Here is a 13,453-nt window from a genome sequence, read left to right as displayed (position 1 = left end):
TCCTCTCGCTGCCGTGAGTCTAGGTCGTCACGGCCGGGAGCCCGTCGCGCCTGCCCACAGGGAGTGCAACAGCACGGCCCGCGCGTCGGTGAGCGAGGCGACCTGGTCGACGATCACGCGCAGCCGCGCCGCATCGTCCCCGGCCGCGACGAAGTCGGCGCGGAACGGGACGTCGAGCCGCACCTCCGGCGCCGCGGAGATGTGCTGAACGAGGTCGCCGAGCAGCTCGCGCTGCTGTTCCTTCAGGGCCATCTGGTCGTGGGCCGTCATGACGAACTGGTTGGCGACGGCCTTGAGCACCGCGCACTCGGCCCGGGTCTCGTCCGGGACGACGAGGTTGGCGTCGTAGCGGCTGAGCGGGCCCGGTCCGTGACGCTCCCGGGTCGCCAGCTCCACCGCGAGGACGAACCGGCCGATGATCCGGCTGGTCATGTCCTTCAGGGCGGCCAAGGCGTTGCGGGAGCCGTCGAAGGCGGCCGGGATCGCACCCGTGGCGAGGATCCGCTCCAGCGCCGCGGCGAGGGCGGCGGGGTCCTGGTCGGGCGCGTAGGACGCGCCGGCCACCTCGAGGACGGAGCGCATCTCGGTCCCGGAGCGAAGCGCCCGGGGGTCCAGCCAGTCGGAGGCGATGGCGTCCTCGAGGTCGTGGACGGAGTAGGCGACGTCGTCCGACCAGTCCATCACCTCCGCCTCGAAGCACCGGGCGTGCGGCACGGCGCCAACACGGATCCACTCGAAGACGGGCAGGTCATCGTCGTAGGCGCCGAACTTCGGGGTCGGCTCCGGGCCCCCGCCGCGACGCCACGGGTACTTGGTGGCCGCGTCCAGCGATGCTCGGGTGAGGTTGAGGCCCGCCGGCCTGCCGTCGGCGTGGCACCGTTTGGGCTCCAACCGGGTCAGCACGCGCAGGGTCTGGGCGTTGCCCTCGAAGCCGCCGATGTCGGCACAGATCCGGTCGAGCTCGATCTCCCCGTTGTGACCGAACGGCGGGTGCCCGAGGTCGTGCGCGAGGGAGGCCGTGTCGACGACGTCGGCATTGCAGCCGAGCGCCGCCCCGAACTCACGGCCGATCTGGGCGACCTCCAGCGAGTGAGTGAGCCGGTTGCGCACGAAGTCGTCGTGGCCCGCACCGAGGACCTGGGTCTTGCCGGCGAGCCGGCGCAGCGCGGCCGAGTGCACGAGCCGGGCGCGATCCCGGGCGAAGTCGTCGCGGTCGGCCCGCTTCTGTGCCGGGTCCTCCGCGACCCAGCGCTCCCGGTCGACGTCCGTGTAGGCCACAACCCAGACTCTAGGCCGTATGCCGCTCAGCCCGGTTGCGCGGGAAGCCTGCCGACACCGGTCGGCGGGCCCGGGGAGCTCGGTGGGTCATACTGGCTGGGAAGCCGTCTGGCTTCCCAGCGTCAGGAGCAGGCCATGGCAGACAAGTCACCGCGATCTCACATGTCCAAGAAGGCCGGCAAGTCCATCAAGGAGAAGCGCGCCGACAAGCACGCCAAGGACCAGGCAGCGAAGCAGCACGAGATCATCCCTCCCCGCCCGAAGCACTGACCCACCTCCGGCCGGCGGCCCGAAGGTTGCACGAGCGCTCTGAGGTCGCCAGCGGGAGCCGGCCCAGCGGCATACGGATGAGCCGGATGCCGCTCAGCCCAGCTCGGCTCGCAACCTGGCCAGCCACTTCGGCTCCGTGCCGTAGGCATGGGGGCTGACGAGGTCCATCCGGTGACTGGCGTCGACGAGCTGGGCCATCCGCCGGTCGCGGGTCTCGGGCCGTTTGGCGGACAGCACCCAGTGGACGCACATCTTGCGGTAGGAGGCGGCCGCACCCTCCCAGAAGGCCCAGGCCCGATCGTCGGCGCGCAGGACTGCCTCGAACTCGGGCGGCCACGTCTGCTCGTCCTGCTCGTAGGAGTAGAGGCCGGTGTTGTCGAGCTTGCGCTGCTCGTAGGCCGCGAGGCCGGCCGGCTGCATCCGTCCCTCGGCCTTCAGCCGCTCGACGATCGCGATGTTGACGCGGCTCCAGACACTGCCCGGCCTCCGCGGCGTCCAGCGCTGGCGGCGGGTGTGCTCATCGATGCCCTGGGCCACCGAGTCGATCCAGCCGAAGCACAGCGCCTCGGGCACGGCCTCCGCCCAGGTCAGGCCTCGAGGCTCGACATGCTTCTTGGTCAACCCCATCCACAGCTCGGTGGCCGAGTCGTGGTTGGCCTCGAGCCAGGCCCGGAAGTCAGCCGCGTCGTCGAAGAAGACGGCCGGACGCCCGTCGGTCCCCCCATGTCGCATGCCGCGATCCTCCCACCGGTGACTGACAGTGAGCGGCGTGGGCCATGATCGTGCGGTGACCGATCGCATCGCCCTGGCCGCCCACAACAACGCCCTCTGGTGCGACGCCGTGTGCCGCGCGCACGGGTTGACCGGCGTGCTCGACGACGTGGCGTGGACGTCGCCGAGACGGACGCCCCCGTACTACCCGGACGCGGTGACGCTCTCCCCGGAAGCGAGCGAGTACGACATCCTCGCTCGCATCGACCCCGGAGACGGTGCCTCGGTGAAGGACAGCTGGTCGCGGCTCGACCTGACAGCAGAGGACTTCGCCCGCCTCGTCGTCGGCGAATGGCTGTGGTGGACACCCGCGGCCCTCGCCGGCACGCCGCCCCGGGTGGGCGGCGCGCAGGCTGACGGGAGGGAGTGGCGACGCGTGACCACGCCGGACGACATGGCCGGGTGGACCCGGGCGTGGTCGGCGGATCCGGCGGACGCGGGGATCCTCCGCCCTGCGCTTCTCGACCAGCCGGGCGTGCACCTGCTCGCAGCCAGCGGCGACGGGGACGGCGTGGTCACCGCCGGGTGCGCCGTCAACGTGACGGACGGCGTCGCGGGGCTGAGCAACACGTTCTCGGTGGACGGGGACGAGGAGCGGACCTGGCGGGGCGCCGTCACGGCCGCGCACCACCTCGTGGGGGTCATGCCGGTCGTCAGCTGGGACGCCGGTGCCGGGGTGGAGGCGGCGGTCAGCGCCGGGGCCGAGCGCCTCGGCCCGCTCACGGTCTGGATCAGCTGAGCTCAGCCGCCGCTGACCGACAGCTCGGCCTGGGCAACGACCCTGCGGTGCTCCTCCGACAGCTCCCGCGAAGCGAGCCATCCCTCCGGCAGCACGACGTGACGTGACGACCCCGACCGGCCCCGCTGGCCCTCCGCGGCCTCACCCGGCCAGGGGGCGTCGCGGTCGAGCGTCGCGAGCAGCCGGTCCAGGGCGGCGATCGAGTCGACGAGGGCGAGCGAGTTGCGCAGCGTCGACCCGGCCGGGAAGCCCTTGAGGTACCAGGCGATGTGCTTGCGGATGTCGCGGCAGGCCCGCTCCTCGTCGCCGTAGAAGTCGGTGAGGTAGAGCGTGTGCGTGCGCAGGGTGTCGGCGACCTGGCCGAGCGACGGCGTCACCCGCGCCGACGAGCCTGCGAACGCTGCCGCGAGGTCGGTGAAGAGCCAGGGCCGGCCGAGGCACCCGCGACCGACCACCACACCGTCGCAGCCGGTCTCCTCGACCATCCGCAGGGCGTCCTCGGCCGACCAGATGTCGCCGTTGCCGAGGACCGGGATGGTCGTGACGGTCTGCTTGAGCAGCGTGATCGCCCCCCAGTCGCCCGTGCCCGAGTAGGCCTGGGCGGCGGTCCGCCCGTGGAGGGCCACCGCGGCCACGCCCTCCTCCTCGGCGGCGAGTCCGGCATCGAGGTAGGTGAGGTGCTCGTCGTCGATGCCCTTGCGCATCTTGACGGTCACCGGGACGTCCCTCCGTGCACCCTCCTCGACCACCGCGCCGACGATGGAGCGGAAGAGGTCGCGCTTCCAGGGCAGGGCCGAACCGCCGCCCTTGCGGGTCACCTTGGGCACCGGACACCCGAAGTTGAGGTCGATGTGGTCGGCGCGGTCCTCCTGCACGAGGATGCGGGCCGCCGCCCGCGCCGTCGCCGGGTCGACGCTGTAGAGCTGGATGGACCGGGGGTTCTCGTCCGGGTCGTGCTCGATGAGGCGCATCGTCTCGGCGTTGCGCTCGACGAGCGCCCGCGTCGTGATCATCTCGCTGACGTAGAGGCTCGTCGCACCGCTCGCTCGACCGGGGCCACCACCAGCGGCGCCACTCCCGGAGCTGCCCTGGTTGCCGTACTCGCGGCACAGCCGCCGGAAAGCGCGGTTCGTGATGCCCGCCATGGGTGCGAGGACGACGGGTGACTCGATGACGTGACGGCCGATGCGCAACGGCGGCAGCACCGAGCCAGGGCCCTGTCCAGGGCGCGGCGAGGCGGTCGTCAGGTCGGTCACGGGACCTGATTGTCCCAAAGTCAGGGCCGATCCACCGAATCGGCGAACCGCAGCACCGCGTCGGCGAACGCCCGGGGCTGGTCGAGGTTGACGATGTGGCTGGCTCTCGGGATGACCTCGACCCGGGCCGCAGGACACTGACGCACGAAGCCCCTGGTGCCCAGCCGCATCTGGTCGTACTGGCCGTTGAGGAGCAGGATCGGGCACCGGACGCCGGACAGCATGGCCGGCCGGCAGCGCGTCATCACCTCGCGCCACGCCGCGGTCGTCGGGGCGAACCAGTAGCCCCCGGCGATGACCGGCTCGATGAGGTCGGCGGCATAGAGCCGGCGCAGCACCCGGTTGTTGATCCGGGTCATCCGCTCCGGGCCCAGGGCGTCGGTCAGCATCCCGACTCCCCGGTAGATCGCAGCCCCCGGGCCCACCGGGGACGCACTGCATCCCGCGAGGACGAGGCCGTCCAGACGCGAACCGAGCTCAGCGGCATACGCCATCGCGGCGTAGCCGCCGAGCGAGTGGCCGACGAGCACGACCCTGGAGCCCGCGGGCGCGGCGTCGACCGCCTCGTCGATGACCGCGACGCAGCGCTCGAGGGAGAACCCCTCCCCCGCCCTCGTGCCGTGCCCGGGCAGGTCCACGAGACCCACCGTGACCCGCCCCCGGAGAAGGGGAATCTGTGGCGCCCACTGGGAGCTGGAGAGGCGGGACCCGTGGACGAGGACCAGGTGAACCGTCACGGCGCGAGGATGTCACGATGGGGACCATGAGTCACCTCGTCACCGCGGCCGACCTCGCCCACGAGATCGAGGACGTCGTCGTCATCGACGTCCGGTGGACCCTGACGACCGCGGGGCAGGACCAGCCCGGGCCAGCGGAGTACGCAGCCGGACACGTTCCGGGCGCCTTCTTCGTCGACCTCGAGACTGAGCTCGCCGGCCCTCCGGGAGCGGGCGGGCGGCACCCCCTGCCGGACCCTGCCGTGGTGGAGTCCGCCCTGCGCCGTTGCGGGGTGAGTGCGCGGACGCGAGTCGTCGTCTACGACGGCAGGGAGTCGTATGCCGCTGCGCGCGCGTGGTGGGTGTTCCGCTGGGTCGGGCTGGGCGACGTCCGAGTGCTCGACGGCGGTTTCGCCGCCTGGGTCGGTGCCGGCCTGCCCGTGAGCACCGAGGTGCCCGAGCCGCACCACGGCGGCTTCGTCGCGCGCCCCGGCTCGATGCCGACGGTCGACGCGCGCGGCGCGGCGGACGTCGCCGGGGCCGGACTGCTGCTCGACGCGCGAGCCGCCGAGCGGTACGCCGGTGACCTTGAGCCGATCGACCCCGTCGCCGGTCACATCCCCGGTGCCGTGAGCTCCCCGGCAGCGTCGTGGCTCACCGAGGACGGGACGTTCCGCACGGACCTCGCGGAGCACTGGTCGGCCGTGAGCGCCACCCGGTCCGCCGGCGAGGCGAGCTCCGATCGGGTCGCGGTCTACTGCGGCTCGGGTGTCACCGCGGCCCATGAGGTGCTGGCCCTGGCCGAGATCGGCGTCGACGCCGCGCTCTATCCCGGCTCGTGGAGCGAGTGGCTCCGCGACCCGAGCCGCCCGGTCGCGACCGGCCCGACGCCCGGCTGAGGGCGACGCTCGTTAGGGTGAGCCCGTGGCATTGACTTTCCGGTCCCGCATCGAGCACGCCTCCGCACCGTGGGTGGAGCGGCTCAACGCCGTTCCCCGCGCCGTGAGCCTGGCCGTGCTCATCGCCCTCCTCGCCGTGGGCGTGCTGGCGCCCTCACCCTGGAGCGGTGTCGCCTTCGCGGTCGTGGCGGCTTTCGTCGCCTGGCTGCTCTTCCTCACCTGGCAGCGCCTGACCCTTCCCGAGCGCCTGCTCCGGGTCGCGGTCCTCACCCTCGTCCTGGCCGTGACCGTCGTCGAGCTCGCTCCCAGCTGACCGCGCCCGACTCGGCCGCGCCCCTCGGTGCGGGTAGCGTCTTTTTGACAATGATTCTCATTTCGAGAATGATTCTCAGCATGAACCGACGCCTCGCCCCGGTCGCCGTCGCCGCGGCACTCGCCCTCACCGCCACGGCCTGCTCCTCGAGCGGCTCCCCCGGCGGGTCGGCGACCGACCGCGGCGAGCGGCTGAGCGTCGTGACCAGCTTCTACCCGCTCCAGTTCGCCACCCAGAGCATCGCCGGTGACGCCGTCGACGTCACCGTGCTGACGAAACCGGGTGCGGAGCCGCACGACCTGGAGATCGCCGCGCAGGACCTCTCCCGCCTGACCCGAGCGGACCTCGTCGTCTACTCGAAGGGGTTCCAGCCGGCCGTGGACGACGCGGTCGAGCAGGTCGACGCCGAGCACGTCGTCGACGTCTCGCCAGCCGCGCACCTCACCCTGACTGCCGCCGAGGAGGCAGGGCACGCGGGCGAGAGCGAGGCACAGCACGCCGAGCACGCCGAGGGTGGAACCGACCCTCACTTCTGGCTGGATCCCCAGCGCTACGCCTCGGTGGCCGAGGCCATCCGGGCCCGCCTCGCCGAGCTCGACCCCGAGCGGGCCGCCACCTACGACGCCAACGCGAAGGCGTTCGTGGGCCGGCTGACGGCCCTCGACGAGGAGTTCGAGACCACGCTCAAGGGCTGCACCACGAAGGACCTGGTCACCAGCCACGCCGCCTTCAGCTACCTCGCCGAGCGCTACGGCTTCGAGCAGCACGGCATCGCGGGAGTCTCCCCCGAGGCCGAGCCGAGCGCCGCCGCCCTGGCCGAGATCACCGAGCTCGTCAAGGAGCACGGCGTCACGACGATCTACCAGGAGACCCTCGTCGAGCCCCACTTCGCCGAGACCGTCGCCTCATCGTCCGGTGCCACGGTGGCCACCCTCGACCCCCTCGAGGGCATCACCGACGCGTCGGCCGGCAGCGACTACTTTGAGGTGATGCGCAGCAACCTCGCTGCCCTCGAACAGGGACAGAACTGCTCGTGAACCCCATCATCGAGCTCACCGACGCGTCGTTCGGCTACGGCCGGCGGCCGGTCCTCACCGACGCGAACCTCACCGTGGAGCGGGGAGAGGTCGTCGCGGTCCTCGGGCCCAACGGCGCCGGCAAGTCGACGCTGATGAAGGGCATCCTCGGCCTCAACCACCACCTCGGCGGGACGGTCACCCTCTTCGGCACCCCCGCGTCCGAGCTGCGCGACCGGGCCCGGATCGGCTACGTGCCGCAGCGGCACACCCTGTCGGCCTCGGTGCGCGCCACCGCCGAGGAGATCGTCGAGTCCGGTCGGCTGCCGCGGCTGGGCTGGCTCGGCCGACTGCGCGCGACCGACCGTCAGATCGTCTGCCGCTCCCTCGACGTCGTCGGGCTCGCCGACCGGTCGGGCACCGAGGTCAGCACCCTCTCGGGAGGCCAGCAGCGCCGGGTGCTCATCGCCCGCGCCCTCGCCGGGCAGCCCGACGTGCTCCTCATGGACGAGCCCACCGCCGGTGTCGACGCGGCGAGCCAGCACGTGCTCGCCGATGTCCTCAGCCGTCTCGTCGAGCGCGGTGTCACGATGGTCATCGTCACGCACGAGCTCGGTGCCCTCCGGAGCCTGCTCAGCCGCATCGTCGTCGTCGACCGGGGCCGCATCGTCTTCGACGGCGACCCCGACCGCTATGCGTCCCAACGCGCCTCGGTCCACCACGAGCACGACAGCCACCACCACGACCTCGAGCTGGCGCCGCCTCCGGGGGCCGTCGTCCACGGGCCGCTGGACCCGTTCGACCCCCGAGGGGGCACGCCATGAGCGAGATCCTGTCGATCGACTTCATGCAGCGAGCGCTGATCGCCGCAGTGCTCGTCGGGACGGTCGCCCCGATGGTCGGGATCTTCGTCGTGCAGCGGCGGATGTCCCTCATCGGAGACGGCATGGGCCACGTCGCCCTGGCCGGTGTCGCCGTCGGGGTCCTGACGGACCGGAGCCCGGTGATCACCGCGCTCGTCGCCGCCGTCGTGGCCGCCGTCGTCATCGAGGTCCTCCGGGCCCGAGGGCGCACGAGCGGCGACCAGGCCCTGGCGATCATCTTCTACGGCGGGATCGCCGCCGGCGTCGTCATCATCAGCAAGGCGCCGGACGGGACACCGGCCAACCTGATGAAGTACCTATTCGGGTCGATCCTCACCGTCCGGGAGGACGACCTCGTCGTCTTCGCCGTGCTCGCCGTCGTCATCGCCGCCACGACGTGGGTCCTGCGACCCCGGCTCTTCGCCGTGGCGAACGACGAGGAGTACGCGCGGGCGGTCGGCATGCCAGTCCTCGCTCTCAACATCGTCCTGGCCGTCCTCACCGCCGCGACGGTGGTGGTCGCCATGCGGATCGTCGGGCTGCTCCTCATCAGCGCCCTGATGATCGTGCCCAACGCCGCCGCCCAGCTGTTCGCCCGCAGCTTCAGGTCGGGCGTCCGCTGGGCCGTCGGGCTCGGCCTCCTCTCCGCGGTGGGTGGGGTGCTCGCGTCGTACCCGCTCAACACGCCCTCCGGAGGAACCATCGTGCTCGTCGCCATCGGGCTGTTCCTCGTCATCGCCGTCGCGACCAGCGTCACCGCACACCTGCGTGGCGCCCGGCACGACATCGCCGAGGGCCACGACCACGAGCACGGACCCGGGTGTGGCCACGAGACGGTGCCCCACGAGGACCACGTCGACTACGTCCACGACGGACACCTGCACGCTCCCCATCACGGGCACTACGACGAGCACGGCGAGGTCATCGCCACGGACGCCGAGACGACAGAGGAGGTGGCGCCGTGACGACCGCCCCGCGGAAGCCGACCCGTCAGCAGGCGGCCGTCGCCGAGCTGCTCGAGAAGTGCAACGACTTCACCTCGGCCCAGACCGTGCATGCCCGGCTCCGTGAGGCGGGTGAGGGGGTGGGCCTGGCGACGGTCTACCGGGCGCTGCAGGCCATGGTCGAGGCCGGCACCGTGGACGTCCTGCGCACGGACGAGGGAGAGGCTGTCTACCGCGCCTGCTCGACCCATCACCACCACCACCTGGTGTGCCGTGCCTGCGGCCGGACCGTCGAGGTCGAGGGTCCGACGGTCGAGCAGTGGACCGACCGGGTCGCGGCTCAGCACGGCTTCAGTGACGTGACCCACACCCTCGAGATCTTCGGCACCTGCGGCGACTGCAGCCGCTGAGGGCGCAGGAGCCCAGGCAGGCCACGCGACGTCGAGTGCGGTAGGGCGGCGCCGGCACACTCCCCACGGAGCGAGCCCAGCGGCATACCCCTCCGGTGGCGGGAGTCAGCTCGGGTCAGTTCGGAGTCAGCTCGGAGTCAGCTCGATGTCAGCTCGGAGTCAGCTCGATGTCGGCTGGTCGACGGCGCCGCCGTAGCGGCGGTCGCGGGCGACGTACTCCTCGATCGCAGCCCACAGGTCGCGCCGGTCGTAGTCGGGCCACAGCTGGTCCTGGAACACCATCTCGGCGTAGGCGGACTGCCACAGGAGGAAGTTGCTCGTCCGCTGCTCCCCCGACGACCGGATGAACAGGTCGACGTCGGGCATCGTCGGCTCGTCGAGGTAGCGCTTGATGGTCCGCTCGTCGACCGAGCTCGGTCGCAGGCGACCGGCTCGCGCGTCCTCGGCGATCCGCTGGACGGCGTCGGCGATCTCCGCCCGCCCGCCGTAGTTGACGCAGAAGTAGAGGGTCAGGCCGGTGTTGTCCTTCGTCAGCTCCTGCGCGACCTCGAGCTCCTTGATGACCGACCGCCACAGGCGGGGCGTCCGGCCGACCCACCGCATCCGCACGCCCCACTCGTGCAGCTGGTCCCGCCGCCTCCGGATGACGTCGCGGTTGAAGCCCATGAGGAAGCGCACCTCGTCCGGCGAGCGGCGCCAGTTCTCCGTCGAGAAGGCGTAGGCCGACAGGTGGGTCACCCCGACCTCGATCGCCCCTGCGACGACGTCGAGCAGGGACGCCTCGCCGGCCTCGTGCCCCCGCGTCCTGGGCAGGCCACGCGCGTTGGCCCACCGGCCGTTGCCGTCCATGACGATGGCGACGTGCTTCGGCAGCGCCGGTCCGGGGATCGAGGGGGGCCGCGCACCCGAGGGGTGCGGGAAGGGCGTGGTCATGGTTCTCCGGGTCGGTCGATCGGTCGGCTCAGGTTCGCTCGACGAGGCGCAACGATCTCACACCGCGCTCGAGGTGCCACTGGAGGAAGGCTGCGACGAGGCCACTGCCCTGGCGCCGATGCCGCTCGTCGCTGGCGTCAGCCAGCTCCCAGTCACCGGACAGCAGGGCCGCCAGCAGCGCGAACGTCTCCGGGGCGGGTGCGCTCGAGCCGGGCGGTCGGCAGAGGGGGCACACGGCCCCGCCGGACTGGACGTTGAACGCACGGTGCGGTCCGTCGGCACCGCAACGGGCGCAGTCGTGGAAGCTCGGGGCCCAGCCGGCGACGGCGAGGGAGCGCAGCAGGAAGGCGTCGAGGACGAGCGAAGGCTCGTGGACGCGCTCGGAGAGGGCGCGGAGCGCACCGGACAGCAGGAGATACTGCTGGGTCTGCGGCTCGTGCTCCTCGCTCAGCTGGATCGCCGTCTCGAGCATCGCGGACGCGGCAGTCCAGGCGGCGTAGTCCCGGGCGATCGCGTCGCCGTAGGCGGCCAGGGTCTCGACCTGCGTCACCGTGTCGAGGTTGCGGCCCTCGTAGCACTGCACGTCCACGACCATCCCGGGCTCCAGCCGCGAGCCGAACCGGGACTTCGTCCGGCGGACCCCCTTGGCGACCGCCCTGACCCGGCCCCTGGTGCGCGTCAGCATCGTGATGATGCGGTCGGCCTCGCCCAGCTTGTGGGTGCGCAGGACGATCGCCTCGTCACGGTAGAGGGGCATGGAGCCATTGTCTCGCGTCCGGGTCCCGGCAGGCGGCAGCCCCGCCGGGGCTCGTCGATGAAACGACCGCAGATCGAACACCCGTTCGAGATGGTGGGTTACAGTGGCTGGATGGAACTCACGCTCCAGGGGTCCCTGCTGGACCTCGCCGACGAGATGGCGCTCGGTGATCTGGCGTCCGGCATGCACCGCACCGAGCTCGCCGCCGGCGCCTGGGTCGACGTGCGACCGGGCTGGCTCTCCGCAGGCGACGAGCTGTTCACCACGCTCGTCCGCTGCGTCCCGTGGCACGCCGAGCGCCGGAAGATGTACGACAGCATCGTCGACGTCCCGCGGCTGACGAAGTTCTACGGGGCCGGCGAGCGGCTCCCGCATCCGATGCTCGACGCGGCCCGGGATGCCCTCAGCGCCCACTACCGGGGCGAGCTCGGCGAGCCGTTCGTCACTGCCGGCCTGTGCCTCTACCGCGATGGACGCGACAGCGTCGCCTGGCACGGCGACCGGATCGGGCGGTCCAAGGACCGCGACACCATCGTCGCGATCCTCTCGCTCGGCTCCGAGCGCACCCTCGCGCTACGGCCGCGCGACGGCGGCCATCTCGCGGGCGCCCGGCAGAGGTCCTTGCGCTTTCCCCTCGCCCATGGTGACCTCGTGGTCATGGGAGGGTCCTGCCAGCGCACGTGGGACCACGCGATCCCCAAGACGACAGAGCCCGTCGGCCCTCGTATCTCCGTGCAGTTCCGGGTCGCGGGCGTCCGTTAGGAGAGAGACGTATGCCGCTGAGCTCGCCCCCAGCCGAAGGCCGGGCCCCAGTCGTCCCCTACCTCGACCACCTGCGGGAGGAGTCGGCGCGCTTCCGGGAGCTGCTCGCCGGCGCCGCAGGATCCGAGCGCGTCCCGACGTGCGAGGACTGGGACGCCGACTCCCTCTTGTGGCACCTCGCAGAGGTGCAGTGGTTCTGGGGCGCGGTTGCTGAGGGCGGCATGAGGCAACAGGACCAGGTTCGGGGGCTCGACGCCCAGCGGGTGGCCCGGCCCTCGGACCATGCGGGTCTGCTCGCCCACTTCGACCGCTCGACCGAGCGGCTGCAGCGGGTGCTCGCCTCGCTGGATCCGCAGACCGAGCTGTGGATGTGGCACACGGACCACACCGCCGGCTACATCAGCCGACGCCAGGCCCATGAGGCCCTCATCCACCGCATCGACGCGGAGCTGACGATCGGAGCGGAGCCGTCACCGGTCGACTGCCGCCTGGCCGCCGACGGGGTCGATGAGGTGTTGCGCGTCATGCGGGGCTTTCCCGCTGAGTACGACCTTCGGAGCGCGGCGCTCGGCCCGAGCGTCACCATCGCGGTCGTCGACGGCTTTCACACGTGGACGGTGATGCCGGTCCACGTCACCGGGGTGGACCCGGATGGGGACAGGTGGGACGAACGCCGGCTCGCGGTCTGGGACGGGCCCGACCAGGCCTCAGTCGCCGAAGTGGCCGGGACCGCGGGCGACCTCGACTGCTGGCTCTGGAACCGGCCTTCTCACGGAGAGGTCACCCGCACGGGCGATCCCGCAGCGTTGGCGCTCGTCGACGAGGTCCTCGCCTCCCCGATCAGGTGAGCGGAGCCGGCTCACGGGCGCGCGCATCTGCCCGTGAGCCGGCGGCTGTGGCCCCCGCTGTCCCCCGTCAGGCGACCGCGTCTGCGTCGACCGGCGCGAACCGACCGGCGCGGACCGCCTCCATCGCCTTGGTCCAGACGACGAGCTGATCGAGCATCGGCTGGACCGCTGCCGTGGCCGGCTCGGTCGGGGCCAGGATGGAGAAGTTCTCGAAGTCGGTGAAGATCGAGAGCAGGACGCCGTTGCGGACGTGCGCGACCTGCATCTCGGAGAGGATGCCGCGCAGGTGCTCGACCGCCCGGGCACCGCCGGCCGAGCCGTACGAGACGAAACCGGCCGCCTTGTTGTGCAGTTCGGGCGAGAGGTAGTCGAGGGCGTTCTTCAGGGCGCCGGTGATCGAGTGGTTGTACTCGGAGACGACGAAGACGTAGCCGTCGAACTCGTCCATCCGCGCGGACCACGCCTTGCTGTGCGCCTTGGCGCCGGGGCCGTAGGACGGTGGCAGCGCCTCGTCCCAGACGGGCAGCTCGAAGTCGGCGAGGTCGACGACCTCGAACTCCGCGTCGGAGCGCTGGTCTGCGATGGACTTGACCCACGTGGCGACGTTGAGGCTCTGGCGGCCCGGGCGGACGCTTCCGGTGACGATGGCGATCTTGGTCATGTCTCTCTTCCTGGCTG

Annotated in this window: 17 protein-coding genes; 10 read left to right on the top strand and 7 right to left on the bottom strand. The window is 71.8% G+C overall.

Going from position 1 to position 13,453, the window contains the following annotated elements; translation table 11 throughout:
- Window positions 1-27: 27 nt before the first annotated feature.
- Window positions 28-1,278: a deoxyguanosinetriphosphate triphosphohydrolase gene (locus tag ABWV20_RS02745; protein ID WP_353353248.1), complete on the bottom strand. Its 1,251-nt coding sequence runs from the start codon at window positions 1,276-1,278 to the stop codon at window positions 28-30.
- A gap of 135 nt (window positions 1,279-1,413) precedes the next feature.
- Between ABWV20_RS02745 and ABWV20_RS02740 the strand changes: the two genes are divergently transcribed.
- Window positions 1,414-1,548 (top strand): hypothetical protein, encoded by a 135-nt coding sequence (locus ABWV20_RS02740; protein WP_353353247.1) that lies wholly within the window; start codon window positions 1,414-1,416, stop codon window positions 1,546-1,548.
- Between the two features lie 93 nt (window positions 1,549-1,641).
- Here the strand turns inward: ABWV20_RS02740 and ABWV20_RS02735 are convergent, their stop codons facing one another.
- Window positions 1,642-2,280: a YdeI/OmpD-associated family protein gene (locus ABWV20_RS02735; protein WP_353353246.1), complete on the bottom strand. Its 639-nt coding sequence runs from the start codon at window positions 2,278-2,280 to the stop codon at window positions 1,642-1,644.
- Between the two features lie 55 nt (window positions 2,281-2,335).
- Here ABWV20_RS02735 and ABWV20_RS02730 point away from each other — a divergent pair, with 55 nt between their 5' ends.
- Window positions 2,336-3,058, top strand: coding sequence for a hypothetical protein (locus tag ABWV20_RS02730; RefSeq protein ID WP_353353245.1), 723 nt, complete (start codon window positions 2,336-2,338; stop codon window positions 3,056-3,058).
- 2 nt (window positions 3,059-3,060) lie between these two features.
- Here ABWV20_RS02730 and dusB read toward each other — a convergent pair whose 3' ends face one another.
- Both dusB and ABWV20_RS02720 read right to left on the bottom strand, forming a co-directional pair.
- Complete coding sequence (dusB, locus tag ABWV20_RS02725) at window positions 3,061-4,314, bottom strand: tRNA dihydrouridine synthase DusB (protein ID WP_353353244.1); 1,254 nt, start codon at window positions 4,312-4,314, stop codon at window positions 3,061-3,063.
- Window positions 4,315-4,334: 20 nt separating this feature from the next.
- On the bottom strand, window positions 4,335-5,051 hold the full coding sequence (locus ABWV20_RS02720; RefSeq protein ID WP_353353243.1) for an alpha/beta fold hydrolase: 717 nt from the start codon (window positions 5,049-5,051) through the stop codon (window positions 4,335-4,337).
- A gap of 26 nt (window positions 5,052-5,077) precedes the next feature.
- On the opposite strand from ABWV20_RS02720, the gene ABWV20_RS02715 reads away from it, so the two are divergent.
- The 6 genes from ABWV20_RS02715 to ABWV20_RS02690 all read left to right on the top strand — a co-directional run bounded on the left by ABWV20_RS02715 (window position 5,078) and on the right by ABWV20_RS02690 (window position 9,475).
- Window positions 5,078-5,929: a sulfurtransferase gene (locus ABWV20_RS02715; protein ID WP_353353242.1), complete on the top strand. Its 852-nt coding sequence runs from the start codon at window positions 5,078-5,080 to the stop codon at window positions 5,927-5,929.
- Between the two features lie 25 nt (window positions 5,930-5,954).
- Window positions 5,955-6,242, top strand: a complete 288-nt coding sequence (locus ABWV20_RS02710; protein WP_353353241.1) for a DUF6703 family protein — start codon at window positions 5,955-5,957, stop codon at window positions 6,240-6,242.
- Between the two features lie 80 nt (window positions 6,243-6,322).
- The gene (locus ABWV20_RS02705) at window positions 6,323-7,279 is read left to right on the top strand and encodes a metal ABC transporter substrate-binding protein (RefSeq protein WP_353353240.1); all 957 of its coding nucleotides are present in this window, start codon (window positions 6,323-6,325) and stop codon (window positions 7,277-7,279) included.
- A complete protein-coding gene (locus ABWV20_RS02700) occupies window positions 7,276-8,082 on the top strand; it encodes a metal ABC transporter ATP-binding protein (protein ID WP_353353239.1) in 807 nt (268 codons plus the stop codon). The genes ABWV20_RS02705 and ABWV20_RS02700 overlap by 4 nt, the downstream gene beginning before the upstream one ends.
- Window positions 8,079-9,086, top strand: a complete 1,008-nt coding sequence (locus ABWV20_RS02695) for a metal ABC transporter permease (RefSeq protein ID WP_353353238.1) — start codon at window positions 8,079-8,081, stop codon at window positions 9,084-9,086. The genes ABWV20_RS02700 and ABWV20_RS02695 overlap by 4 nt, the downstream gene beginning before the upstream one ends.
- A complete protein-coding gene (locus tag ABWV20_RS02690; RefSeq protein ID WP_353353237.1) occupies window positions 9,083-9,475 on the top strand; it encodes a Fur family transcriptional regulator in 393 nt (130 codons plus the stop codon). The genes ABWV20_RS02695 and ABWV20_RS02690 overlap by 4 nt, the downstream gene beginning before the upstream one ends.
- A 159-nt stretch (window positions 9,476-9,634) precedes the next feature.
- On the opposite strand, the gene ABWV20_RS02685 is transcribed toward ABWV20_RS02690, so the two are convergent.
- Window positions 9,635-10,408, bottom strand: a complete 774-nt coding sequence (locus ABWV20_RS02685; protein ID WP_353353236.1) for an isoprenyl transferase — start codon at window positions 10,406-10,408, stop codon at window positions 9,635-9,637.
- A gap of 28 nt (window positions 10,409-10,436) precedes the next feature.
- The gene (recO, locus tag ABWV20_RS02680; protein WP_353353235.1) at window positions 10,437-11,165 is read right to left on the bottom strand and encodes a DNA repair protein RecO; all 729 of its coding nucleotides are present in this window, start codon (window positions 11,163-11,165) and stop codon (window positions 10,437-10,439) included.
- A gap of 111 nt (window positions 11,166-11,276) precedes the next feature.
- Here recO and ABWV20_RS02675 point away from each other — a divergent pair, with 111 nt between their 5' ends.
- Both ABWV20_RS02675 and ABWV20_RS02670 read left to right on the top strand, forming a co-directional pair.
- A complete protein-coding gene (locus ABWV20_RS02675) occupies window positions 11,277-11,927 on the top strand; it encodes an alpha-ketoglutarate-dependent dioxygenase AlkB (RefSeq protein ID WP_353353234.1) in 651 nt (216 codons plus the stop codon).
- A gap of 11 nt (window positions 11,928-11,938) precedes the next feature.
- Window positions 11,939-12,775: a maleylpyruvate isomerase family mycothiol-dependent enzyme gene (locus tag ABWV20_RS02670; RefSeq protein WP_353353233.1), complete on the top strand. Its 837-nt coding sequence runs from the start codon at window positions 11,939-11,941 to the stop codon at window positions 12,773-12,775.
- 67 nt (window positions 12,776-12,842) lie between these two features.
- On the opposite strand, the gene ABWV20_RS02665 is transcribed toward ABWV20_RS02670, so the two are convergent.
- Window positions 12,843-13,436 (bottom strand): NADPH-dependent FMN reductase, encoded by a 594-nt coding sequence (locus ABWV20_RS02665; RefSeq protein WP_353353232.1) that lies wholly within the window; start codon window positions 13,434-13,436, stop codon window positions 12,843-12,845.
- Window positions 13,437-13,453 lie beyond the last annotated feature (17 nt).

Source organism: Intrasporangium sp. DVR (assembly GCF_040365325.1).
Taxonomy (GTDB): domain Bacteria; phylum Actinomycetota; class Actinomycetes; order Actinomycetales; family Dermatophilaceae; genus Intrasporangium.
Note: the sequence above shows the minus strand (reverse complement) of the source record. Positions and strands in the feature narration are given on the sequence as shown.